At 72.9% G+C, this 24,069-nt stretch carries 18 protein-coding genes; 5 read left to right on the forward strand and 13 right to left on the reverse strand.

What is annotated here, in order from left to right; translation table 11 throughout:
- Window positions 1-101 precede the first annotated feature (101 nt).
- Window positions 102-611 carry a transcriptional regulator NrdR gene (gene nrdR / locus AMK29_RS32735; RefSeq protein WP_073819696.1) on the reverse strand — a complete coding sequence of 170 codons (510 nt, stop codon included), beginning with the start codon at window positions 609-611 and terminating at the stop codon, window positions 102-104.
- 437 nt (window positions 612-1,048) lie between these two features.
- On the opposite strand from nrdR, the gene lexA reads away from it, so the two are divergent.
- Window positions 1,049-1,837, forward strand: coding sequence for a transcriptional repressor LexA (gene lexA / locus AMK29_RS32740; protein WP_073819697.1), 789 nt, complete (start codon window positions 1,049-1,051; stop codon window positions 1,835-1,837).
- A 104-nt stretch (window positions 1,838-1,941) separates the two neighbouring features.
- Here the strand turns inward: lexA and AMK29_RS32745 are convergent, their stop codons facing one another.
- The 5 genes from AMK29_RS32745 to AMK29_RS32765 are packed head-to-tail and all read right to left on the reverse strand — an operon-like array spanning window position 1,942 to window position 9,998.
- On the reverse strand, window positions 1,942-3,915 hold the full coding sequence (locus AMK29_RS32745) for an ATP-dependent DNA helicase (RefSeq protein WP_073819698.1): 1,974 nt from the start codon (window positions 3,913-3,915) through the stop codon (window positions 1,942-1,944).
- A 50-nt stretch (window positions 3,916-3,965) separates the two neighbouring features.
- Window positions 3,966-5,810 carry an IucA/IucC family protein gene (locus tag AMK29_RS32750; RefSeq protein ID WP_079197231.1) on the reverse strand — a complete coding sequence of 615 codons (1,845 nt, stop codon included), beginning with the start codon at window positions 5,808-5,810 and terminating at the stop codon, window positions 3,966-3,968.
- 60 nt (window positions 5,811-5,870) lie between these two features.
- Window positions 5,871-6,557: a GNAT family N-acetyltransferase gene (locus tag AMK29_RS32755; RefSeq protein WP_073819699.1), complete on the reverse strand. Its 687-nt coding sequence runs from the start codon at window positions 6,555-6,557 to the stop codon at window positions 5,871-5,873.
- A 58-nt stretch (window positions 6,558-6,615) separates the two neighbouring features.
- Window positions 6,616-8,604 (reverse strand): IucA/IucC family protein, encoded by a 1,989-nt coding sequence (locus AMK29_RS32760; protein ID WP_241845800.1) that lies wholly within the window; start codon window positions 8,602-8,604, stop codon window positions 6,616-6,618.
- A 35-nt stretch (window positions 8,605-8,639) separates the two neighbouring features.
- The gene (locus AMK29_RS32765) at window positions 8,640-9,998 is read right to left on the reverse strand and encodes a diaminobutyrate--2-oxoglutarate transaminase family protein (protein ID WP_073819760.1); all 1,359 of its coding nucleotides are present in this window, start codon (window positions 9,996-9,998) and stop codon (window positions 8,640-8,642) included.
- Between the two features lie 589 nt (window positions 9,999-10,587).
- Between AMK29_RS32765 and AMK29_RS32770 the strand changes: the two genes are divergently transcribed.
- Together AMK29_RS32770 and AMK29_RS32775 are read left to right on the forward strand one after the other, a co-directional pair.
- Window positions 10,588-11,766, forward strand: coding sequence for a trypsin-like serine peptidase (locus tag AMK29_RS32770; protein WP_198942377.1), 1,179 nt, complete (start codon window positions 10,588-10,590; stop codon window positions 11,764-11,766).
- 178 nt (window positions 11,767-11,944) lie between these two features.
- Window positions 11,945-13,102 carry a trypsin-like serine peptidase gene (locus AMK29_RS32775; protein WP_073819700.1) on the forward strand — a complete coding sequence of 386 codons (1,158 nt, stop codon included), beginning with the start codon at window positions 11,945-11,947 and terminating at the stop codon, window positions 13,100-13,102.
- Window positions 13,103-13,184: 82 nt separating this feature from the next.
- Here the strand turns inward: AMK29_RS32775 and hflX are convergent, their stop codons facing one another.
- The 6 genes from hflX to miaA form a co-directional block, all read right to left on the reverse strand.
- On the reverse strand, window positions 13,185-14,678 hold the full coding sequence (gene hflX / locus AMK29_RS32780; protein ID WP_073819701.1) for a GTPase HflX: 1,494 nt from the start codon (window positions 14,676-14,678) through the stop codon (window positions 13,185-13,187).
- Between the two features lie 150 nt (window positions 14,679-14,828).
- Window positions 14,829-16,319: a M1 family metallopeptidase gene (locus AMK29_RS32785; protein ID WP_073819702.1), complete on the reverse strand. Its 1,491-nt coding sequence runs from the start codon at window positions 16,317-16,319 to the stop codon at window positions 14,829-14,831.
- A gap of 111 nt (window positions 16,320-16,430) precedes the next feature.
- A complete protein-coding gene (locus tag AMK29_RS37530; RefSeq protein ID WP_079197232.1) occupies window positions 16,431-19,457 on the reverse strand; it encodes an HD domain-containing protein in 3,027 nt (1,008 codons plus the stop codon).
- Window positions 19,458-19,672: 215 nt separating this feature from the next.
- A complete protein-coding gene (dapF, locus tag AMK29_RS32800; protein ID WP_073819703.1) occupies window positions 19,673-20,542 on the reverse strand; it encodes a diaminopimelate epimerase in 870 nt (289 codons plus the stop codon).
- A 43-nt stretch (window positions 20,543-20,585) separates the two neighbouring features.
- Entirely contained in the window at window positions 20,586-21,095 is a 510-nt protein-coding gene (locus AMK29_RS32805) for a hypothetical protein (RefSeq protein ID WP_107422750.1), read from the reverse strand.
- 108 nt (window positions 21,096-21,203) lie between these two features.
- Entirely contained in the window at window positions 21,204-22,142 is a 939-nt protein-coding gene (miaA, locus tag AMK29_RS32810) for a tRNA (adenosine(37)-N6)-dimethylallyltransferase MiaA (RefSeq protein ID WP_073819704.1), read from the reverse strand.
- 178 nt (window positions 22,143-22,320) lie between these two features.
- Between miaA and AMK29_RS32815 the strand changes: the two genes are divergently transcribed.
- Both AMK29_RS32815 and AMK29_RS32820 read left to right on the forward strand, forming a co-directional pair.
- Window positions 22,321-22,635, forward strand: a complete 315-nt coding sequence (locus tag AMK29_RS32815; RefSeq protein ID WP_443334094.1) for a hypothetical protein — start codon at window positions 22,321-22,323, stop codon at window positions 22,633-22,635.
- 49 nt (window positions 22,636-22,684) lie between these two features.
- Window positions 22,685-23,062, forward strand: coding sequence for an antitoxin (locus tag AMK29_RS32820; protein WP_073819706.1), 378 nt, complete (start codon window positions 22,685-22,687; stop codon window positions 23,060-23,062).
- A gap of 90 nt (window positions 23,063-23,152) precedes the next feature.
- Here the strand turns inward: AMK29_RS32820 and AMK29_RS32825 are convergent, their stop codons facing one another.
- A complete protein-coding gene (locus tag AMK29_RS32825; protein ID WP_107422743.1) occupies window positions 23,153-23,881 on the reverse strand; it encodes a class III extradiol dioxygenase subunit B-like domain-containing protein in 729 nt (242 codons plus the stop codon).
- Window positions 23,882-24,069: the final 188 nt, after the last annotated feature.

Genomic DNA, 24,069 nt, shown 5'->3' on the forward strand with positions numbered 1-24,069 from the left:
GTTCTGTACTGCTGCCACAAGCGTCACGAGGGATCACTCGTGGCACGTCTGCCAGGCCGCGCGGCGGCCGGCTGCCGGGCGCCGTCGGCCCGGACCGCCGGTCAGTCGGCGGCGGTGGCGGGAACGGGGACCTCAGGGGTCGCACCGGTCCCGCGGTTCTCAGCGGGAGGCCGCACGCGGAGTTCCACGATGGCGGCCTCGAAGTCTTCGAGGCTGTCGAAAGCCTTGTACACGGACGCGAAGCGCAGGTACGCGACGAGGTCGAGTTCCTGCAACGGGCCGAGGATGGCCAGACCCACGTCATGGGTGGTCAGCTCGGCGCTGCCGGTGGCGCGCACCGCCTCCTCGACCCGCTGGCCGAGCTTGGCGAGGGCGTCCTCGGTGACCGGTCGCCCCTGGCACGCCTTGCGTACTCCGGAGATGACCTTGGTACGGCTGAAGGGCTCGGTGACTCCGGAGCGCTTCACCACCATGAGCGAGCACGTCTCCACCGTCGTGAAACGACGGGAGCAGTCAGGGCACTGGCGACGGCGCCGGATCGACGTCCCGTCGTCGGTGGTGCGACTGTCGACGACACGACTGTCGGGGTGCCTGCAGAAGGGGCAGTGCATTGGTTCCGACCCTCCCTCACGGCACGACTGGTGAACCTCGCCCGGCCCGTCAAGGCCCTGCGAAGCGACCACCAGCATAGGCGATGCGTGCACCCCCGGCAGACCGGGGACCACTACCCCTGGGTGGCCGGTGCCATCCAACCACTAGATCTTGGGTTGGAGGTGCTTCGAGGCACTCCGCGTGTCGCGGCGCGCCCACTCCCGGGATATCCGCCCCCGGGTGCGACACTGAAGGGGAGCACCGGATGCCCGCGGCCCAGCGGCGAAGGCTACCGTAGCGTCCGATTCGACCGACGGTGCGAGTGTGCTCATACACCCGTATGCGAACAGACGTAAGGCAATCTGCGAATTTTCACTCGAACGTGTGTTTGGCGCAACCTTTCGAAAGCCACTACCGTTGTGCCAGCCAGGGAGACCATTCGAGAGGGGCCGACGACGTGACCACCACCGCAGACAGTGCCACCATCACCGCCCAGGACCGCTCCCAGGGCCGACTCGAGCCGGTGCACGCCATGAATGAAGTGAGCATGAACGGCGAGGAGCCCGGGCGACCTGCCCGCGCCCTCCCCGGGCGACCTCCAGGCATCCGCGCCGACAGCTCCGGTCTCACCGACCGGCAGCGCAGGGTCATCGAAGTCATCCGCGACTCGGTCCAGCGGCGCGGCTACCCGCCGTCGATGCGCGAGATCGGGCAGGCGGTCGGCCTCTCCAGCACCTCTTCGGTGGCGCACCAGCTCATGGCGCTGGAGCGCAAGGGCTTCCTCCGCCGCGACCCGCACCGGCCGCGCGCGTACGAAGTGCGGGGCTCCGACCAGCCGAGCACCCAGCCCACGGACACCACGGGCAAGCCCGCCGCCTCGTACGTACCTCTGGTCGGCCGGATCGCCGCCGGTGGTCCGATCCTGGCGGAGGAGTCCGTCGAGGACGTCTTCCCCCTGCCCCGGCAGCTGGTGGGGGACGGCGAGCTCTTCGTCCTCAAGGTCGTCGGCGACTCGATGATCGAGGCCGCCATCTGTGACGGCGACTGGGTCACCGTCCGCCGCCAGCCGGTCGCGGAGAACGGCGACATCGTGGCCGCCATGCTGGACGGCGAGGCCACGGTCAAGCGCTTCAAGCGCGAGGACGGCCACGTCTGGCTGCTGCCGCACAACGCGGCGTACCAGCCGATCCCCGGCGACGAGGCCACCATCCTCGGCAAGGTCGTGGCGGTGCTGCGGCGGGTCTGACCTCGCCGGCTCTGACCGGGCCCCGGGACCCCTGCGCCGGTCCCGGGGCCCTGCCGTGTCCGGGCGGGCCCGGAGCGCGGCCCAGGGCCAGGCAGCGGGTGGACTCAGAGGCCCGCGGCCTTCGACGCGGCATCGATGGCCGCGAGCGACTTCCGCACCTGGTTGCGGTCGGTCGTGTACCAGAAGTCCGGCAGCGAGGCCTTGAGGTAGCTCCCGTACCTGGCCGTCGCCAGACGCGGGTCGAGAACCGCCACGACACCCCGGTCGCCCGTCGCCCGCACCAGCCGGCCGGCGCCCTGTGCCATCAACAGGGCCGCGTGGGTCGCCGCGACCGCCATGAAGCCGTTGCCGCCCGCCTCCTCGACGGCCTTCTGGCGGGCGCTCATCAGCGGGTCGTCCGGACGGGGGAACGGGATCTTGTCCATCACGACCAGCTGACAGCTGGCCCCCGGCACGTCCACGCCCTGCCAGAGCGACAGCGTCCCGAAGAGACACGTCTTCGGGTCGGCCGCGAAGTTCTTGATCAGCTCGCCCAGAGTGTCCTCGCCCTGGAGCAGGATCGGCAGCTCCGGCACCCGGATCCGCAGTTCCTCCGCGGCCTGCTGCGCCGCGCGCATGGACGAGAACAGACCCAGGGTCCGCCCGCCGGCCGCCTGCATCAGCTCGGTCAGCTCGTCCAGCATGTCGCCGCGGTCCCCGTCACGGGCGGGACGGGAGAGATGCTTCGCGACGTAGAGGATGCCCTGCTTCGGGTAGTCGAACGGGGAGCCGACGTCGATGCCCTTCCAGACGGGCAGGTCATCGCCCGTGGTGCCCTCGGGAGCCAGTCCGAGAGAGGCACCCACGCCGTTGAAGTCACCGCCCAGCTTGAGCGTGGCCGAGGCCAGGACCACGGACCGCTCCGAGAACAGCTTCTCCCGCAACAGCCCCGACACGGTCATCGGCGCGACCCGCACCGACGCCCCGAAACGGTCGTGCCGCTCGTACCAGACGACGTCGTACTCCGAGCCCTGCGTGATCCGCTCGGCGACGCCATGGACGGTCTCCACGGAGGCCATGGCCTGCTTGCGTACGGCGTCCTCGTCCTGCACGGACCGGTCACGGGTCGAGCCCAGGGCCGAGATCACCGCCCGGGCCGCGTCCCGCAGCGCCATCAGGGCGTACGCGAGGTCCTCCGGGATCTCCTCGAGGCGACCCGGCAGAGCCAGCTCCATGACCCGCTCGAAGCCCTCCGCGGCGGTCTGCAGCTGGTCGGCGATCTTCTCGTCGACCAGCTTCGCGGACCGGCGCACGGCACGGTTGACCTGGCCGGGCGTGAGCTCGCCCGTGGCCACACCGGTGACCCGGGAGACCAGCTCGTGCGCCTCGTCGACGATCAGCACCTCATGCTGCGGGAGCACCGGCGCCCCCTCGATGGCGTCGATGGCGAGCAGGGCGTGGTTGGTGACGACGACGTCGGCGAGCTTGGCGCGCTCACGCGCCGCCTCGGCGAAGCACTCCGCCCCGTACGCGCACTTGCTCGCGCCGAGGCACTCCCGGGAGGAGACCGAGACCTGGGCCCAGGCCTTGTCGGAGACACCCGGCGTCAGGTCGTCCCGGTCGCCGGTCTCCGTCTCGTCCGACCAGTCCCGGAGCCGCATCAGGTCCTGGCCGAGCTTGCTCGTGGGTGCGGCCGCTTCGAAGGGGTCGAAGAGACCGTCCTCCTCGTCCTGCGGCACGCCTTCGTGGAGCCGGTGCAGGCACAGGTAGTTCGACCGGCCCTTGAGCATGGCGAACTGCGGGCGGCGCCGCAGCTGCGGATGCAGCGCGTCGACCGTCCGCGGAAGATCGCGCTCGACGAGCTGGCGCTGCAGCGCCAGGGTGGCGGTCGCCACCACCACCCGCTCCCCCTGCGCCAGCGCCGGCACCAGGTAGCCGAGGGACTTGCCCGTGCCGGTGCCGGCCTGGACGAGGAGGTGGGAGTTGTCGTCGATGGCCTCGGCCACGGCCTCGGCCATGGTGACCTGGCCGGGCCGCTCCGTGCCGCCGACGGCGGTGACGGCGGCGTGGAGGAGGTCGGGGAGGGATGGCTTCGTCATAGCCCTCTCAGCCTACGGGGCGCCACTGACAGCGAGAGCACGCGCGCGCCTCACGCGAGCGGATTGGGAACGGTGCCGTGGACAGCGGCGTGCGGGCGCTCCGGGCGGTCCCTGTAGCCGTCCAGGTGCAGACGGTTGCGGTTGAGGCAGAGCCGCTCGATCCGGGGGGTGAGGAGGTCGAAGAGCTCGAACCGTTCCTTCAGCTCGGGGAAGCGCGCCTGGTGGCGGAGGATCTCCGCGCGGACGAGGGCCCAGAATTGCGTCTCGGGGACGTCGAGTTGCTCCTCGCAGAGCGGCGCCAGGTAGCGGAAGACGCCGACGAAGAGCCCCGAATGGATGAACTGGACGAGGAAGTCCGGTGCTTCGGTCAGGAGGACGGCGCGGACGTCGTCCGGCAGGGTGTCGTGCTCGGGGACGGGCCGCGCGCTGATGTTCACGTCGTCGACGAAGTCCTTGATCGCCAGGCGTACGGGAACGTCGTCGCCGTCGTAGACGACGATGGCGTTCTCGCCGTGCGGGGAGAAGACCGTGCCGTACCGGTAGAGGAAGTGCAGCAGCGGCGGCAGCAGAGCCGCGAAGAGGTGTCGGAGCCAGACGGCGGGGGCGAGTCCGGAGCGCTCGACGAGTTCCGCCACGAACGCCCGCCCGTCGGGGTCGGTGTGGAGCAGGGAGGCCAGCGTGCGGGCCCGTTCGCCCGGGGGCAGCCGGAGCGGTTCGCGCCAGATCGCGCCCAGGAGTTCCTTGTACTGGTACGGGACTTCGGGCAGCCGGTCGTACAGGGGGTGCTCGACCGTCACGGAGGCGACCTCGCCGAGGAGGACCACCCGGCACTCGTCCCGCAGGAACGGATCGGCTTCGCGCAGTCCGTGGACCCAGGCGGTGACGGCCGGTGCGGCGAGGGTCCGTTCGGTGGGCAGGCCGCGCCAGACGAGGGTGTTGAGCACGGAGAGCGGGAGTTTGACCGTGTGCCGGTCGGGGCGGCTGGTGTTGAGGAAGGTACGGACCGACTGCTGCGGCAGCCGGAGGTCGCCGTCGGTCCCGAGCGGGACGATGGTCCCGGCGGCGACGGCGGGGGCGTAGAGGGGGAGCAGGACCTCGTCCCACTGCCAGGGGTGGACGGGCAGCAGGAGGTAGTCGTCGGGTGCGTGGCCGCGGGCGGCCAGCTGGGCGCGGAAGGCGGCGTGGACCTCGGGGTCGAGCTCCTGGGCGTAGAGCAGGTCGGGGGTTTCGAGGCCGACCACTCCTCGGTAGGCGGCGAGACGGTGGCTGACGGCGATCCAGGGCAGGGGCGTGGCGCGTCGGGCTTCGGGAGCCCAGCGGGCGGCGTCGGTGGCGGAGAAGCCGATGCGCCCCTTGTTGAGAACGAGCCAGGGGTGGCCGGTCTGGTGGCCTTCGAGTTCCGCGTAGGAGAGGTCGGCGAGTCGGTCGGCCGTGAGCGCCGTGTGGTCGAGGCGGGCGTCGGCGGCGAGGGTGGCGGAGAGCTCGCGGATGAGGTGTCCGAGGGTAGCGCCGTCGAGCCGGAGGAGGTCGCGGGCGCGGACCAGGAAGTCGAGGGGGTCGGTCATGGGCCGGCCCTGGTGGATGAGGGAGCCCGGGGCGATGTACCAGCTGCCGTAGGCGCCGCGGCGGGCACTGAAGGTGAGGAGGGACCCGTCGTCGAGCCGCAGGGCGTGGCTGTCGGGCGCGTCGTCGGCCGTGGGGACGGGCTCGACGATCTCCTCGTACGCGAACTCGGCGAGGGCCTTGGTGAGGAGGCGGATCGACGCCCGGGTCCAGGCGGCGGCATTCAGCTCGGGGGGCGTGAGCAGCTCGGATGCGGGCGCCGCACCGTCTGTCGGGGCCGAGGCGGGCGCTGTGGGCTGAGCGGAGTCGTGGGGTGCAGGGGACGTCGACACGAGGACTCCTCGGGGTGGGAACCGCTGTGGGCCGAGCGGTGTATAGAAGACAGAGGGTTGTCACAGAACGTGACGGAGAGCGCGGTCACGCATCATGAGCGCCGCTCGCTTGTCGGGGAGGTCGACTTCCGCCGCGTAGCGGAAGCCGCCGCTGAGGAAGGCTGAGACGGAGGGGGTGTTGCGGATGTCGGGTTCGGCGACGACGCGGGTGCATCGGGGCCGGTGGTCGAGGACGAGATCGGCGACGGCGCGCAGAAGGGTGGAGCCCATGCCGCGGCCCCGGTCGGTGATGCCTCCGATCAGCAGATGGATACCGGTGTCGTGGGGGCGTGCCGGGTAGTGCCGGGCGAGCGGGTCGAGGTCGGCGCGGTAGATCTCGAAGTAGCTCATGGGGGTGGAGTCGAGCACGCCGAGGCAGGGGACGCTGCGGCCGTCGCCTTCGATCTGGGCGAGCAGGTGTTCGGCGGTGACGGTCTCCGGTCCGGCGAGCTCCCAGAAGGCGGCGACCGCGGGGTCGTTCATCCAGCGGGTGAGGAGCGGCAGGTCCCTTTCGAGTCGTACGGGGACGAGCCGGAAGGTGCCGGCGGGGGTGTCGGACGGGTTCCAGGAGGCGATGGAGTCCAGCAGGTCGCCGTCGAGGATCTCGGCCTCGAGATGACCGCCTTCGAGGAAGGCGACGAGGTCGTCGAGCCTCAGGTCGAGGGTGTCGTCGCCGGGCGGGTCGGCCGACGGTCGGGTGGATGACACGGTGTCGCTCTCCTCTCGGCGGTGCGGGCGGGCGTGGGGCGTCGGCGGGCAGGCGGGCTCAGGGACGGAGGGGGTTGGTGACGGTGACGTAGACGGACTGGGTGTCGACGGGTCCGACGAGTTCGTCCATGCCGTGGAGGCGGGTGAGGAGGTTGGCCTTGCTGCGCAGGGTCGCGGCTTCCAGGAGCCGGTGCGGCAGGGGTGAGCCCAGGCTGGTGGCGGCGGTGAGGAAGCTGCGGAAGGCGGCGAGCAGGACGCGCTCGTCGGCGAGGTGCTGGGACCCGAAGGCGCCGATCAGACCGAGGACGTTGTTGATGCCGAGGTAGTAGGCGAAGCGCTCGTCGGTGACCTGGTCGGAGACGAAGGTGTCGCTGTCGGCGCCGATGCCGGGGAGACGGCTCTCCAGCTCGCCCCGGTGCGACTCACGGAAGTAGTACCCCTGGTTGTCGCGGTATCGGCCGCCGACGGGCCAACCGTCGGGGTCGAGAAGGACCAGGGTGTTCTGCTGGTGGGCTTCCAGGGCGATGCCGGCGTGGCCGTCGAGCCAGAGGACGGGGCGCACGACGTGGTCGAGGTAGCGGAGGAACCACTCGGCGGAGACGGCGGTGAGGGGGCGGCCGGTGCGGGAGGCGAGGCGGCCGATGACGTCGGCGAGGCGGGAGCGCATGGTGGTGGCTCCCGGCCAGGGACGGGGGGCGGTGAGGGAGGCGATGCAGACGGCGTCGTCGCCGGGCCCGAAGGGGTTGTGGCGGATCATGACGTCGAGTCCGGGAACGGGGGTTCCCTCCGGGGTGTCGACGGCGAGCCAGGCGGGGTCGCGGACGATGTCGAAGCCCGGGTGGGCGGCCTGCCACTCGTCTACGAGGCCGGTGCGGAGCAGGCGGTGGACCTCGACGCCCCGGTGGAGTTCCTTGCGGAGGTTCTCGCGCCGGGAGTTGGTGATCCGTAGGCCGAGGGAGAGCTTGAGCATGGCCCGCGCGCCGGGGCGGTGCACGGTACGGACGGAGGAGGTGGGGTGCCAGGGGCTGCCGTGGAGACCGAGGTCGTGCAGGAGCCCGGCGTCGAGGAGGGCGCGGATGTCGGGGCGGTGCAGGAGTTCGCGGGCCTGCCAGGGGTGGACGGGCAGGGGTGCGGTGCCGAGGGGGAGCGTGAGCCCTTCGGCGAGGCCGGTGGCGAGCTGCTCCGCGCTGACGGGCCGGCCCTGCTCGGTCCAGCCGGAGTCGGAGGCCAGCAGGAAGGAGTCGACGGCGAGCCAGTGGAGCGGGAAGGAGCCGTGCAGTTCGGGTGAGTAGAGCCGGGCCTCGGCCTCGGAGAGGCCTTCGCGGCTCTTGGACGTGGGATGGAGGGGGTGGCCGAGCAGCAGGGACTGTTCGGCGGCGAGGAAGAGGTCGGCGTCCGGGTGCGGCTGGGGACTCCGACGGCGCTCGATGAGGAAGTCGGCGGTGCGGCGGGCGGAGTCGGCGACCCTGCCGACGAGTTCGGTGCCCTCGGGGCGGCCGGTCTCCCGGCTGAGCAGGGCGGCCACGGTCACGGCGTCGACGGTCGGTGCCGTCACCGGGAGTCCTTCGAGGGCGGGGGCTCCGAAGCGGTGCCAGCCGGTGGGCGACCAGTACAGGACGGGGACGAGGAGGGCGGTGCCGCTGGCGTCGAGAGCGACGCGCAGGGTGGCCGAGCCGGGGGCCGGCAGGTTCTTCTCCCGGACCCAGCAGCGGAGGAGGTTCTCGATGGTGGCCGCGTCGGCGGCGCGCTGCGGGTCCGGGTCGTCGAGGGGGTCGGCGACGGTTCCCGGGCGGTGCGGCCGGGGGTCGTACGGGCCGGTGTGCTGGCGCGGGACGGTGGGGTCGGCACCGGGCTCGGAGGACCCGCCGGGCCCCTGGACTCGCCCGGTCGGCGCCGTCTCCGGCCCGTGGGGTGCCTGGGGAGCCGGTGCCTCGGAGGACGGGAGGGGGGTGCCGGGTACGTCAGGGGTGAGGGCTCGGGGGGTGAGTTCCTGGATGGCGCGGGGGGCCTCGGTCTCGGGCGCCGGGGAGGGGGGCGTGGCGTTCACGGGCTTCCTTGGGGTGGGGCCGGGGGCGGTCCGGGTCAGTGGGACGGCCCGGGGGCGGTCCGGGGGGCCGAGGCCCGGCGGACGGCGGGCAGCGGGGGGGTGTGGGCCCGTTCGGCGGCGGCCAGGGCGTCGGCGAAGCGGTCCAGGACGGCGGTGGCCTGCTCGTCGGTGAGGGTGAGCGGGGGCAGGAGCCGGACCACTGCGGAGTGGCGGCCGCCGAGTTCGACGATGAGCCCGCGGGCGAGGCACTCCTGCTGGACGGCGAGGGCCAGGGCGGGGGCGGCGGGCGGGACGAGGTCGCCGGGACCCGCCGCGTCGGGATCGACGAGTTCGACGCCGATCATCAGGCCCCGGCCGCGGACGTCGCCGACGCAGGGGTGGGCGGTGGCGAGGCCCTGGAGTCGGCCGAGGATGCGGGCGCCGAGGGTGCCGGCCCGCTCGGCGAGCTTGTTCTCGCGGACGTACGCGAGGGTGGCCGTGCCGGCGGCCATGGCGAGTTGGTTGCCGCGGAACGTGCCCGCGTGCGCGCCGGGTTGCCAGGCGTCGAGTTCGGACCTGTAGACGATGACGGCGAGGGGAAGGGAGCCGCCGATGGCCTTGGAGAGGACCATCACGTCGGGCACGACGCCGCTGTGCTCGACCGCCCAGAACGCGCCGGTGCGGCCCACGCCGGTCTGGACCTCGTCGACGACGAGCGGGATGGAGCGGTCGGCCGTGATCCGGCGCATCCGGCGCAGCCAGTCGTCGGGAGCGGGGATGACCCCGCCTTCGCCCTGGACGGCCTCGACGATCATTCCGGCGGGGGCGGGGACACCGCTCTTGGGGTCGTCGAGGAGGTGCTCGGTCCAGTGGGCCGCGAGTTCGGCGCCGCGGGCGCCGCCGACGCCGAAGGGGCAGCGGTACTGCTGGGGGTAGGGCAGCCGGGTGACGCTGACGTCGGTCGCTCCGCCCGACGCGGCGAGGGCGCCGGCCGTCATGCCGTGGTAGGCGCCGGTGAAGGCGAGCAGACCGCTGCGGCCGGTGGCGGTGCGGACGAGCTTGAGGGCCGCCTCGACGGCGTCCGTGCCCGCGGGGCCGCAGAACTGGACGCGGGCGTCGTCGGCGAGGGCGCCCGGCAGAGTGGCGAAGAGTTCGGAGGTGAACGCGTCCTTCACCGGTGTGGCCAGGTCGAGCACGTGCAGGGGGGCGCCCGAGTCGAGGACCTTCTTGATGGCTTCCAGGACGACGGGGTGGTTGTGCCCGAGGGCGAGCGTCCCCGCGCCGGAGAGACAGTCCAGATAGCGGCGGCCGTCGGCACCCTCGATGGTCAGCCCTCGTGCCCGTACGGGCACGATGGGCAGCGAGCGGGCGTAGGTGCGGGCTGCGGATTCACGCAGGGACTGCCGGCGCAGGATGCCCTCGTATCCGCCGCACCGCGCGTCCGTGACTCCACCGTCCCGAACACCAGGGTCCTCCCGAACCCCATGGTCCGGACCCCCGTGGTCCCGAACCCCATGGTCCCGAGCTCCGCGGTCCAGAAGCATGCGGGCCGGAACTCCGTGGTCCGGAACTCCGTGGTCCGGAGCCTCGCTGTCCGGAGTCTCCTGTTCGGGGCCGTCCGGTGTCCGGGGTTGCGTCCGTGGGGCCGGTGGGACGGCCGGAGCTGATTCGGTCACGGCCACGACTCGGTGTCCTCCCGCTGTAACGGTTGCGTTGCACATCGGGACGTCGTGGAGCCGCCGCAAGGGTCTCCCTGAGCGGCACCGACGTGTCCCCCGTACGTACCAACGACGCGAACTGCCGCGGATCACGGGCCGGAGGCAAGAACTTGGCGTGTCCCGGATCACGGCACGGCAACGGCCGAGCGATGACCGGAACCGCCGACCGGCCGCGTACCGTCCCCTCCGGCACCGGCATAGTGGGGGCCGTCGGTCGCCGTCCGTACGCGGGCACGACCGCTGTTCGTCCATGCACAAGTTGACGTAGTCCCAGGGGGATCACGAGATGCGATCGATTCGTCCGCTGCTGACGGCGGCTTCCGCCGTCGCGGCGCTGACGCTCACCGCCACGGCCTGCGGGCCGAGCGAGGAGAACGCGGGAGACAAGCCCAGCGCGCCCGCGACCGTCCAGAACCCGGCCGACAAGATCAAGATTCCGGAGGACCTGAAGGACCGTCTGAAGGAGCACGGGATCGACGTCGACAAGTGGCGCGACGGCGAGTGGAGGAACTGGGACCGCGACAAGTGGCTGCGTGAGGCCAAGGACTTCGTCAACCCGATCATCGAGGGCCTCTGGGACCCGGACCGGATGCGGGACGCCGAGCGCCCCGACCAGCCGGTCGGGGAGGAGGACATCTCCGGAGACGCGGGCGTGACCGACCCGACGCCGGACCCTGTGCGGGCGAAGGCCGTGTCGCCGAAGTACCACGCCAACGCCCCGGAGTCCGGGAAGGTCTTCTTCGACGGCCCCGAGGGCTCCATGGTCTGCTCGGCCACCGTCGTGAAGGACCCGGCGCACCCGGGCAAGTCGAACATGGTGTGGACGGCCGGCCACTGCGTGCACAAGGGCAAGAAGGGCGGCTGGTACCGCAACATCGCCTTCGTGCCCTCGTACAACGACGCCGCGCTGTCGACCTCGGCCCTCGAGAAGGCGACGCGGGAGCAGATCGCGCCGTACGGCGTGTGGTGGGCGGACTGGGTCAAGACCTCCGACCAGTGGATCGCCCAGGGCGCGTCCACCGGTGGCGCGGGCGCTCCCTACGACTTCGCGGTCATCCAGGTGACTCCGGAGAAGGGCGGCACGGGCAAGTCCCTGGAGGAGACGGTCGGTTCCGCGCTCCCGGTGGACTTCAACGCGCCGGCGGTGCCGAAGATCGCGAGCATGGAGGCGACTGGATACCCGGCGGCGCCGCCGTTCGACGGTCAGAAGATGTTCCAGTGCGAGGACAAGCCGGGCCGGCTGTCCCTGAAGGCGAAGCAGCCGACGATGTACCGCATCGGCTGCACCATGACCGGTGGTTCGTCCGGTGGCGGCTGGGTCGCCCAGGGCCGTGACGGGCAGCCGGCGCTGGTCTCGAACACCTCGATCGGCCCGGCGTCGGCGGGCTGGCTCGCCGGTCCGCGCCTCGGAGCCGAGGCGAAGGCCATCTTCGACGCGGTCAGCAAGAAGTACGCCGGACAGTAGGCGCCCACGCGGCACGAGGCGGGGCCTTCGGGCCCCGCCTCCCCCACGTCCGGGCCGGTCGGTCCGACCGGCATACTGTGCACCGCAAGTGACGCGTCCATGGCAACGTCAAGACGACAACTCGTCAAGTGGCGTGGCCGGTTCCGGACGCGGAATCATCTCAGGGGGAATTCACCACATGCGTTCCGTACGACTCCTACCAGCCGCTCTCGGCCTGGTCACCGCGCTCGCGCTGACCGCCACGGCCTGCGGTCCCACCGAGACCCCGGCCGCGGACAAGCCGGCCGCCGAAACCTCCGCGCCGGCCACCGGCGACGGGGGCGCCGACCTCACCAAGGACCTCGCCGACAAGCTCCAGCAGCACGGCGTCGACCTGGACAAGTGGAAGGACGGCGCATGGAAGAACTGGGACACGAAGACCTGGCTCCGTGAGGCCGAGGACTTCGTCAACCCGGTGATCGAGGGGCTCTGGGACCCGGCGCGCATGCAGTCGGCGAAGAGCCCGGACCCGACGATCACCGCGCAGGCCGGCGGCGGCAGCGACCCGACGCCCCGCCCCGTCAGGGCGCAGCGCGAGAAGACGCCGTACCACCGCAACGCGGCCCCGGTGGGCAAGATCTTCTTCGACTCGCCGCAGGGCCACATGGTCTGCTCCGGCACCATCGTGAAGGACCCGCGTCGGCCCGGGAAGTCCAACCTGGTCTGGACGGCCGGCCACTGCGTCCACGCGGGCGCGAAGGGCGGCTGGTACCGCAACATCACCTTCGTCCCGGCCTTCAACGACCTGGGCAAGTCCCCCGCCGCGCTCAACAACGCGAAGCCGCACGAGGTCTACCCGTACGGCCAGTACTGGGCCGACTGGGCCGTGACCTCGGGTGAGTGGATCAGGTCCGGCGGGTCCAACCAGGCCTGGCCGTACGACTACGCCGTGCTGCACGTGAAGCCGCAGCGGGGCGGCAAGTCCCTGGAGGAGACCGTCGGTGCCGCGCTGCCGGTCGACTTCTCCGCGCCGGCGCCCAGGACCGCGGGGACGGTGGGCGCCTGGGGCTACCCGGCGGCGCCGCCGTACAACGGCATGATCATGCACAAGTGCCTCGACCGGGCGTCGCGGTACACCACGGCTCCGGCCACGCCGACGATGTACCGGATCGGTTGCACGATGACCGCCGGTTCCTCGGGCGGTGGCTGGTTCCGCGTCATGGCCAACGGCAAGACGGCCCTGGTGTCGAACACCTCGATCGGCCCGGCCGGACGCAACGGCTGGCTCGCCGGACCGCAGTTGGGCCGGGGCGCCAAGGCGGCCCACGAGGTGGTCAGCAAGAAGTTCGCCCGCTGACGCACGACCCGCACCATGACTGAGGGCGCTGTCCCCTCCCCCGACGGGGAGGGGACAGCGCCCTCGATCGTTCAGCCGTGGATCAGTGCGCGGCGGGAACGTACGGCGCGAGCATCGCCGCCAGCTCCTCGTGCACCCGGGCCTTGAGCAGGGTGCCCTCCGGGGTGTGCTCCTCGGACTCGACCTCGCCCTCGGCGTGCACCCGCGAGACCAGCCCGCCCTGCGTGTACGGCACGAGGACTTCGAGCTCGACCTGCGGGCGGGGGAGCTCGGAGTCGATGAGCGCGAGCAGCTCCTCCATGCCCTGGCCGGAACGGGCCGAGACCACGATGGAGTGCTTCTCCATCCGCAGCAGACGCTGGAGCACCAGCGGGTCGGCCGCGTCCGCCTTGTTGACGACGACGATCTCCGGCACGTTCACCGCGCCGACGTCCCGGAAGACCTCGCGCACGGCGGCCAGCTGCTCCTCCGGAGCCGGGTGCGAGCCGTCCACCACGTGCAGGATGAGGTCGGACTCGGCGACCTCCTCCATGGTGGAGCGGAACGCCTCGACCAGGTGGTGCGGCAGGTGCCGGACGAATCCGACGGTGTCGGCCAGGGTGTAGACCCGGCCGGTGGGCGTCTCGGCCCGGCGTACCGTCGGGTCGAGCGTGGCGAACAGCGCGTTCTCCACGAGCACGCCCGCGCCGGTGAGGCGGTTGAGCAGGGAGGACTTGCCCGCGTTGGTGTAACCGGCGATGGCGACCGACGGCACCTTGTTGCGGCGCCGCTCCTGCCGCTTGATGTCGCGGCCGGTCTTCATCTCCGCGATCTCCCGGCGCATCTTCGCCATCTTCTCGCGGATGCGGCGCCGGTCGGTCTCGATCTTGGTCTCACCCGGACCACGGGTCGCCATGCCGCCACCGCCGCCGCCACCCATCTGCCGGGAGAGCGACTGTCCCCAGCCGCGCAGGCGCGGCAGCATGTACTGCATCTGCGCGAGCGCGACCTGCGCCTTGCCCTCTCGGGACTTGGCGTGCTGGGCGAAGATGTCGAGGATCAGGGCGGTCCGGTCGACCACCTTGACCTTGACGACGTCTTCGAGGGCGATGAGCTGGCCGGGGCTGAGCTCGCCGTCGCAGACGACGGTGTCGGCACCGGTCTCGACCACGATGTCGCGCAGTTCGCGCGCCTTGCCGGAACCGATGAACGTCGCCGGGTCCGGCTTGTCACGGCGCTGGATCACGCCGTCGAGCACGAGGGCACCCGCCGTCTCGGCGAGGGCCGCGAGTTCCGCGAGGGAGTTCTCCGCGTCCTGGACGGTCCCCGAGGTCCACACACCGACCAGCACGACGCGCTCGAGGCGCAGCTGGCGGTACTCGACCTCGGTGACGTCCTCGAGTTCGGTGGAGAGTCCGACGACACGGCGGAGTGCCGCGCGCTCGGAGCGGTCGAACTGGTCGCCGTCCCGCTCTCCGTCGATCTCGTGGCTCCAGGCGACGTCCTCTTCCATCAGGGCATCGGCCCGAAGGCTCTCGGTACGGCTCGTCTCCGCGAAGCTCTGCTCGTCCTGGGAAGGGGAAGAAGAGGAGGTCATTTGATCCTTACGTCGATTGCCGCGTCCGCTTCGGCGAAGCCGCGCGGCGATGAGTCTTATGCCGTGACAACGGGTGAGGGCTCCGGAAGATTCCCGGCCCGCCGGCCGCGTTGCCGACCTGACGATGGTGACACGCTCCTGCCGGGCCCGTCATCCGGGTTTCGGGGCGGTCTTCGCCTCCTCGACGGGGCGGCTGCGCCAGTCGGGGTGCCCGGGCATCGCCGGGGTCTTCGCCTCGTACAGCCAGGCGCGGAGGAAGGCGGTGAGGTCCCGCCCCGCGATCTCCGAGGCCAGGGCGATGAAGTTGGCGGTCGTGGCGGTGCCGTCCCGGTGGTCGGCGACCCAGCGGCGCTCCAGGCGCTGGAAGGCCTCGGTGCCGATCTCCTGGCGGAGCGCGTAGAGGACGAGGGCGCTGCCGTCGTAGACGACGGGGCGGAAGAGGCTGATCTTGTGGGTGGGCGAAGGGGGCTCGGGGGCCGCGGGGGGCCCGCCGTCGGCCCGCCAGCCGTCCGAGGCGGCGTAGGCGGCCTTCATGCGCAGCTCCAGTGACTTGCCGGCGGTCTCCTCGGCGTACAGCGCCTCGTACCAGCTGGCGTGTCCCTCGTTGAGCCACAGGTCGGACCAGGTCCGGGGCGAGACGCTGTCGCCGAACCACTGGTGGGCGAGCTCGTGCACCATGATCGAGTCGACGTACCACTCGGGGTAGCGCGGATCGGTGAACAGGCGGCGCTCGAAGAGCGAGAGCGTCTGGGTCTCCAGCTCGAATCCCGTCTCGGCGTCCGCGATGAGCACGCCGTACGTCTCGAAGGGGTACGGGCCCACCTTCCGCTCCATCCACTCCAGGTGCCCCGGCGTCCGGCGCAGCCAGGGCTCCATGAGTTCCCGGTCGGTGGTGCGCACCACGTCGCGGACGGGCAGGCCGTGGGGTCCGGACCGGTGCACGACGGTGGAGCGGCCGATGGAGACCTGGGCGAGCTCGGTGGCCATCGGATGGTGCGTGCGGTACGTCCAGGTGCTGGTGGCGCCCTGGGTGGTCCGGCCGGCGGGGAGGCCGTTGGCGACCGCGGTGAGCTCGCGGGGGGCGGTGATCCGGAAGGTGAAGTACGCCTTGTCCGCCGGGTGGTCGTTCGACGGGAAGACCCGGTGGGCGGCGTCGGCCTGGTTGGCCATCGCGAGACCGTCGCCGGTGCGGACCCAGCCGCCGGTGTCCACGGGGCCACGGGGATCGCTGGTGTGGGTGACGGTGATCTGGATCGGCTCGCCCGCGTCGATCGGGACGGCGGGGGTGACGATCAGGTCCTCGCCGCTGGTGGTGTATGCGGCCGGCAGGTCGTCGACGGTGACCGCGGAGACCGAGCCGTGGGTGAAGTCGAGGTTGAGCCGTTGCAGGTCGTCGGTGGCGAGCGCGTCGATCCGGGTCACCGCGGTCAGCGGTTCGGTGTTGACCCCCGGGTAGGTGAGGTCGATGTCGTACGCGCGGACGTCGTAGCCGGGGTTGCCGAGGTGCGGGAAGAGGGGGTCCCCGATGCCGAGCGGCGCCGGGGCGGGCAGGGCGGCGGCGACGAGCCCCGCCGAGGCGGCGACCAGGACGGCGGAGCGGAGCCACCGCACACGGCGCGGGGGTGTTCGGACGAGCGGCATGGGCCAGGCCTTTCCGGAGGACTGGCCCTACGGCTACCAGGGCTTGGCCCGCTCCCCCGGGCGGCGCGCTCGCCCGCCACCCGAAGGGGGTCACACGGGGTGGCGGCGGGGTCAGGCCCGGCGGCGATGCGGAGACGGCCGGTGGCGGGCGCGGGACACGTCGTACACCCCCGGTACGTCCCGCATCGCCCGCATCAGGGCGGCGAGCCGGCCCACATCGGGCAGGTGGAGGGTGTACGTGTGGCGGACCCGCTGCTCGCTCGGCGGCTCGACGTTGGCGGAGACGACGGCCGCGCCGGTGGCGGCGATGGCCTCGGTGAGGTCGGCGAGGAGACCGGGCCGTCCGAAGGACTCCGCGACCAGGGTGACCCTGCCCTGGGCCGTGTCGCCCCAGCGGACGGCGACGGGGTCGCGGCCCAGCCTGCGCATGGTGTCGGCGGCCGCACAGCCCACGCGGTGGACGGTGACCGACCCGCCGCGCACCCGGAAGCCGGTGATCTCGTCCGGCGGCACGGGGGTGCAGCAGCCGGCCGGGCGGACGGCCGCGGGCGGCTCCCCCTCCAGGTCGGCGTGGAGTTCCGCGCCGGGGCGGCGGTCGGCGGTGATGTTGGCCGGCGGGCGCGGATCGGTGATGGTGGCGGGGGGCGCGGCGCTCTCCGGGTGCGCCTCGAGCCAGCGGGTGATCGCGATCCGGGCGGCGGGGGTACGGGCGTGGTCCAGCCATTCCGGGGACGGCCCGGACACGGCGTCCTGGGCGAGCAGCAGCTGGACGGTGTCGCCGTCTCCGAGGACGGTGCTCAGGGGCGCGAGGCGCCCGTTGACGCGGGCGCCGAGGCAGGCGTGGGCGGCCTCGCCGTGCTGCGCGTACGCCGCGTCCACGCAGCTGGCGCCGGCGGGCAGGCTGATCGTGCCGGGGGCGCTGCCGTCGGCCCGGAAGACGGTGATCTCGTCGTCCTCGGCGAGGTCGGCACGGAGCGAGGTCCAGAAGGTGTCGGGATCGGGGGCGGACTCCTGCCAGTCGAGCAGCCGCGAAAGCCAACCGGGACGCGTGGGGTCGACCCGCTCACCGTCGTCGGCCGGATCCGGGGGCGCGGGGGCACCGGACCTGGTCGGGAGGGCCGGGTCCGGGGGCGCGGGGGTGTCGGACCCGGACGCGGGGGTGCCGGCGGGGGGCTCGGGGGCGTTGTGTCGCTGGGCGGTGGGGTGGCGCCGGGGGGTGCCGGGCCGGCCGGGTGCGACGGGCAGACGGGGCGTGCCGGGTCGGTGGAGGGCGCCGGGCGCGTCGTGCATGACGGGGGTGACTGGCCGGTCGGGGGCGGGACCGACGGAGGCGGGGGCTTCGGAGGCCGGGCCGTCGGAGGCGGGACCGTGGGAGGCGGGACCGTCGGAGGCAGGACCGTGGGAGGCAGGACCGTCGGAGGCGGCGGATCCGTACGAGGCGGCGTGTCCGTCGGTAGCGCCGGGCCGGTCGGAGGTGCCGAGCCAGTCGCCGGCGGCGTGACCATGGGCGCCGCCGGGCACCGCGGGGGTCCCGGGCCCGTCAGCGGTGCCGGGCTGGTCGGAGGCGGCGGATCCGACGGAGGTGCGGGGCACTGCGGAGATGCCGGGCCCGTCGGAGACGGCGGGCCCCTCGGAGGCGGCGGGTCCGTGGGGGCTGCCGGGCGTGTCCGGCGTGGTGTCGGGCCCGTCGGCCGAGACCGGCCGGTCGACGGTGCCACGCGGGCGCGTGAGGCTGGGTCGACGCGGGGCCTCGGGATGGTCGGAGGTCCCGGAACGGTCGGAGGTCCCGGGGCGGCGGGTGGGGCCGGGACGGTCGGCAGGGCCGGGCCCGTACGAAGCGCCGGAGGCCGGGGCCACGCCAGGCCCGTGTGCCGTGCCACCGGGCCCAAGAGAGGCGGGCGCCGTGGGGTCCGGGCGGCCCGGCGTGGCCGAGGGGCCGCCTCCCGGCTGCCCGGCGGGTTCCTGGCCGACGTGCGGATTGCCGAGGGCGACGACCCCCGCCTCGGCGACCGTGTGCATCCGGTGCGTCCGGATGAGGACCTCGGCGACGGCGCCGTCCGGTGCGGCGATCGCGGTGTGCAGGGACTGGTACAGGTTGAACTTGGGGGCCGCGATGAAGTCCTTGAACTCGGAGATCACGGGGGTGAAGCAGGTGTGGAGCTCGCCGAGGACCGCGTAACAGTCCGCGTCCTCGGCGACCAGGACGAGCAGCCGCCCGAAGTCGCAGCCGCGGAGCTCGCCCCGCTTGAGGCGGACCCGGTGGACGGAGACGAAGTGCCGCGGGCGGACGACGACTTCGGCCGCGATGTCCGCCTCGCGCAGGACCGCGGACACCTGCTCCGCGACGGCGCGCAGCGCGTCACCGGCGTGCGGGTTGTCGGCGATGAGCGCGCGGGTGGTCTCGTACTCCTCGGGATGGAGGATGGCGAAGACGAGATCCTCCAGCTCGGTCTTCAGGGCCTGGACCCCGAGCCGTTCGGCGAGCGGGATGAGGACGTCGCGGGTGACCTTGGCGATCCGGGCCTGTTTCTCGGGCCGCATCACCCCGAGCGTGCGCATGTTGTGGAGCCGGTCGGCCAGCTTGATCGACATCACCCGGACGTCGTTGCCGGTGGCGACCAGCATCTTGCGGAAGGTCTCGGGTTCGGCGGCGGCGCCGTAGTCGATCTTCTCCACCTTGGTGACGCCGTCGACGAGGTAGGCGACCTCCTCACCGAACTCCCGGCGCACCTGATCGAGCGTCACCTCGGTGTCCTCGACGGTGTCGTGGAGGAGGGAGGCGGTCAGGGTGGTGGTCTCCGCGCCGAGTTCGGCGAGGATCAGGGTCACCGCGAGCGGGTGGGTGATGTACGGCTCGCCGCTCTTGCGGAACTGGCCCCGGTGCGAGGACTCCGCGAGGATGTACGCCCGCCGCAGCACCGTGAGGTCGGCCTCGGGGTGGTGGGCGCGGTGCGCTTCCGCCACATGGCTGATGGCGTCCGGCAGCCGGTCACGGGGCGCCGGTCCCGCGGTGGCGCCGAGCAGGGCCGCGCGGCCGAGCCGACGCAGATCGATCCTGGCGCGTACCCGTCTGCGGACGGTCGCATCGGTGACGGCGGCTTCCGCCGCGCTCACAGGGTTGGTGGCCTCTGCGCTCATGGGGCACCTCCGGCAACGTCGACCGGCGGTGGGCGGGCCAGGCGTGCCCGGGGGGCCGGTGCTTGATGCTACCGACCCCACCACGCGGTGCAGTCGCCCTCTCGCTCAGCGTGAACCGGATCACCCGTTCGAGCGACAAATCAGTCGTTGACTGTTTCGATTTCACGGGTTCCTGAGGCCCGTGCCGTGAGGGCTTCCCGGCGGGCTTCCGCGCGTCAGCCGAGCCAAGCCGGGTCGACGGTTCCCTCGGCGACGATCACGGCGGGCCCCGTCATGTCGATCCGGCCGTCGGGGTGCTCGGTGATCAGCAGGGTGCCGCCGAGGACGTCGACGGTGTACGTCACGGGGGTGCCGCTCTGGGCGGGGTCGGCACCGTCCCGGCGGGCGGTGGCGACGGCGACGGCGCACGCGCCCGTACCGCAGGAGCGCGTCTCGGCGGCGCCGCGCTCATGGACCCGCATGGCGACGTGACGGGGGCCCCGGTCCGCGACGAACTCGATGTTCACCCCGTCCGGGTAGACCGCGGCGGGCTCGTACGGCGGCTCCGTGAACAGGTTGCCGGCGTGGTCGAGGTCCTCGACGAAGGCGACCGCGTGCGGATTGCCCAGGTTCACGTTCCGCGCGGGCCAGCTGCGGCCGTCGACGGTGACGGTGACGCCGGCCTCGGGCAGGACCGCGCGGCCCATGGCGACGGTGACGGAGCCGTCCTTGTCGAGGTGGACGCGCTTGATCCCGCCTCGGGTGGCGACGGCCACCTCGCCCGTGGTGACGTGCCCGGCGTGCTCCAGGTAGCGGGCGAAGACCCGGACCCCGTTCCCGCACATCTCGGCGACCGACCCGTCGGCGTTCCGGTAGTCCATGAACCACTCGGCCTCGTCGGTCATGTGCCGCGCCTCGGGGTGGGCGGCGCTGCGCACGACGTGCAGCAGCCCGTCGCCGCCGATGCCGGCCCGACGGTCGCAGAGCCGCGCGACGACCGACGGGGGCAGGTCGACGGCGTTCTCCGCGTCGGGGACGATCACGAAGTCGTTCTCGGTGCCGTGGCCCTTGAGGAAGGGGAGCGGCGAGGTCTGCGTGCTGGTCACGAGATCAACTGTACGGGGTGGTGCCGACAGGCGGCCCGTGCGCTCAGCGCAGGCGGGCGACGCGCCAGACCGCGAGGGCCACCAGGGCCGCGATCGTCGACACGTACAGGGCGAGGTACCGCCAGTTCGGGCGCTCGCCGGAACCGCGGGGTGGCAGCCCCGGCCAGGTGTAGCCGACCTTGCGGGCGGCCATCATGCCCCAGCCGGCCGCGCACGAGCTGATCAGCAGTCCGAGCATCGCGAGGACGGCGCCGCCGTCCCCCGAACCGAAGGCGAGCGGGAAGGCGAACATCAGCGAGCCGACGGCGGCCAGACCCACGATCGGGGCGAGCTGCCAGATCCGCAGCCGGCGCTGGGGTCGGAGCTCGACCTCGACCTCGTCGGCGTCCACCACGACGGCGGTGCCCGCCACGTCGTCCGGGCCGTCCGGGCTCAGCCCCGGGGCGCCGAGCGGAAGGGCGGCGTCGTCCACCGGACGGTGACCCAGCGGGTCACCCGTCGGGTCACCGAGGGCCACTTCGTGCTGTTCTCTGTCGCGAGGGCCGGCCTCCATCGCCACGCGCCCTCCCCACTCGGACTCCACTTGGTCGATCGATGCTCGATGATGGCACGCTCCTGACCGCCGAGATGACGGGCAGGGCGTCCCGATGCCATCACGTGATCAGGCTGTAACCGCTCGTTCGACCAACGACAGCGCCTGTCCGGGGAGTTCCGCCCGGTGCTCGGCGGCCCCGCTGAGCCAGTGGACGCGCGGGTCGCGGCGGAACCACGAGTCCTGCCGGCGGGCGAAGCGCTTCGTCGCGCGCACGGTCTCCGCACGTGCCTCGTCCTCGGTGCACTCCCCCGCCAGGGCGGCGAGTACCTGCTGGTAACCGAGGGCGCGGGCCGCCGTGCGGCCCTCGCGCAGCCCCCGCGCCTCCAGGGCGCGCACCTCGTCGACGAGGCCCGCCTCCCACATCCGGTCCACGCGCGTGGTGATCCGCTCGTCCAGCTCGGGGCGGGCCACGTCGACGCCGATCTGCACGGTGTCGTAGACGGAGTCGGGCCCCGGCAGGTTGGCGGTGAAGGGCTTGCCGGTGATCTCGATCACCTCGAGGGCGCGGACGATACGGCGTCCGTTGCTCGGCAGGATCGCGCGCGCCGCCTCGGGGTCGGCGTCGGCGAGCCGGGCGTGCAGGACCCCGGAGCCGCGCTCCTCCAGCTCGGCTTCGAGGCGGGCCCGGACGGCGGGGTCGGTGCCGGGGAACTCCAGGGCGTCGACGGCCCCCCGTACGTACAGGCCGGAACCGCCGACGAGGACGGGGGTGCGGCCGGCGGCGAGCAGCCGGTCGATCTCGGCGCGGGCGAGCCGCTGGTACTCGGCGACGCTGGCGGCCTCGGTCACCTCCCAGATGTCGAGGAGGTGGTGCGGGATGCCGCCGCGCTCCTCGGGCGTCAGCTTGGCGGTCCCGATGTCCATCCCCCGGTAGAGCTGCATCGAGTCTGCGTTGACGACCTCGCCCCCGAGCTGCTGGGCCAGGAATACACCCAGATCGGACTTTCCGGCCGCCGTGGGGCCGACGACGGCGATGACCCGCGGGGCGGGAGCTGCGCTTTTCACCGCCCCAGTCTCGCAAACCTCACGGCCCGTCCCCGAATGAGCTACGTGACGGGCCCCATCCGTCTTCGTTGCCTGTTGCGAGGTTCCGGCCGCCGATCGCCACGGAACCCCTCCCATCCACGTACGCTATGGAGTGAATATGGGCGTTTTTGCAGTGTTTCGCCGTAAGAAGAAGGATGTGGAAGCGGTCTCTCCGGAGGCGGAGGAAGCCGGGGCCGTCGCTCCGGCGGAGAACGAGGACGCGGCCGCCGACGCGGAGTCCGGGACGGGCGCCCCCGCGGCCGAGACCCGGGCGGCGGAGGCGGACGGCACGGCCGAGGTCGCTGACGAGGCCGGGAGCGCGGACGGTGCGCGGGATGCGGACGGCGTCGACGCGGACGAGACGGTGGCCGGAGCGGTCGATCCGGAGGCCGTGGAGGCCGTGGAGATCCCGAAGCAGCAGTCCGCCGACGCCGCCGCGGACAACGAGGCGGGCGAGGGCGCCCGCCGCTAGGCCGGACACGGACACGGACCCCTGAGGGTCCGCGGAGGGAAGGTGCTCCATGGGTCTCCTGGATTCACTGAAGGCCAAGCTCGGCCCCGCCAAGGACAAGGTCGCGCACCTCGCGCATCAGCACGGCGAGAAGATCGACCACGGCCTCGACAAAGCGGCGAGGGTGGTCGACGAGAAGACCAAGGGCAAGTACAGCGGCCCGATCCGGTCCGGCACGGGCAAGGCCAAGGAAGCGCTGGACCGGATCGCTCACAGGGACGACGGCACGTCCGGAGGCGGCGGCACACCCGGTACCGGCGGTGTGCCGGGGTACGGGGGTGCGTCCGGGAGCGCCGGCCCCGGCACCGGCGGGACGCCCGGGAGCGGCACGCCCGGAGCCGGCGGACCCGGGAGCGGCGGTACGACACAGCCGCCGCCGGCCGCCTGAGGTCCGGCGTCACCCGGCAGTCCCTCCGCACGGCGGACGGCCGCGGAGCGTCTCGCTCCGCGGCCGTCCGCCGTTCGCCGTCCGGGTGGTTCAGGACCAGGCCGCGACGAAGTACCCCACCCCGTAGGGGGCGTCCTCGAAGAGCAGGCGTCCTTCGAGTCCCGCTCCCTCGGCGGCGCCCGCGAGGACCTGCCAGGGGGCGCGGCCGGCCGCCTTCAGCTCGTACGCGAGCTCCGGGTCGAGGGCGAGCAGCGCGGCCACATCGGCCGTGCCGAGCGCGCGGGCGGCCTCCGCGTCGAAGCCCGCGGCCCGCTCGTCGAGGTAGCCGGGGGCCTTGACGGTCCGGCAGGCGCTGCCGTCCCCCATCACGAGCAGCGCGACCCGCCCGGCGGAGTCGGCGAGTCCCCGGCCGACGCCCGAGCAGACGGCGGGCGTGGCGCCCTCGTCGACGCCCAGGCCTTCGATGGGCGCGTCGGCCCAGCCGGCCCGGTCGAGGAGCCAGGCGCCGACGGCGAGGGAGGTGGGGAGGGGTCGGTCGCCGCCGGGCGTCGGGCCGTCTGCCGCCGGGGTCGGGCCGAGCCGTACCGCGTGGTCGACGCCGAACCCGGCGAAGGTGCCCGCCGACCCGGCCGGGAAGGCGCCGTGGGCGCCCTCGGGGGCGGGTCCGACGACGTACAGCCGGTCGGGGCGGGCGGCGGCGAGCAGCCCGACGGCGTCCGCGCAGGCCGTCCGTGCGGCGTCCAGCTCGGGGGCGGCACCGGTCGCGACCTCGGGGACGAGGAGCGGCGGGCAGGGGCAGACGGCGGCGGCGACAAGCATGATCCGCAGCCTACTGCGCCACGGCCACGGCACCGCTGTCCCACGGCACACGGGCCGCCACCGGCTCAGGACGGGTACGGGCGGGGCCCCGGCCACCGGTGACTCCGGGCTGGGCCCCGGCCACTGGTCGGCTGTGCCCCGGGCGGTTTCAGGCTGAGCCCCGGCCACCGGTCGGCGGTGCCCCGGGG

The sequence above is a fragment of the Streptomyces sp. CB02261 genome (assembly GCF_001905665.1).
GTDB lineage: Bacteria > Actinomycetota > Actinomycetes > Streptomycetales > Streptomycetaceae > Streptomyces.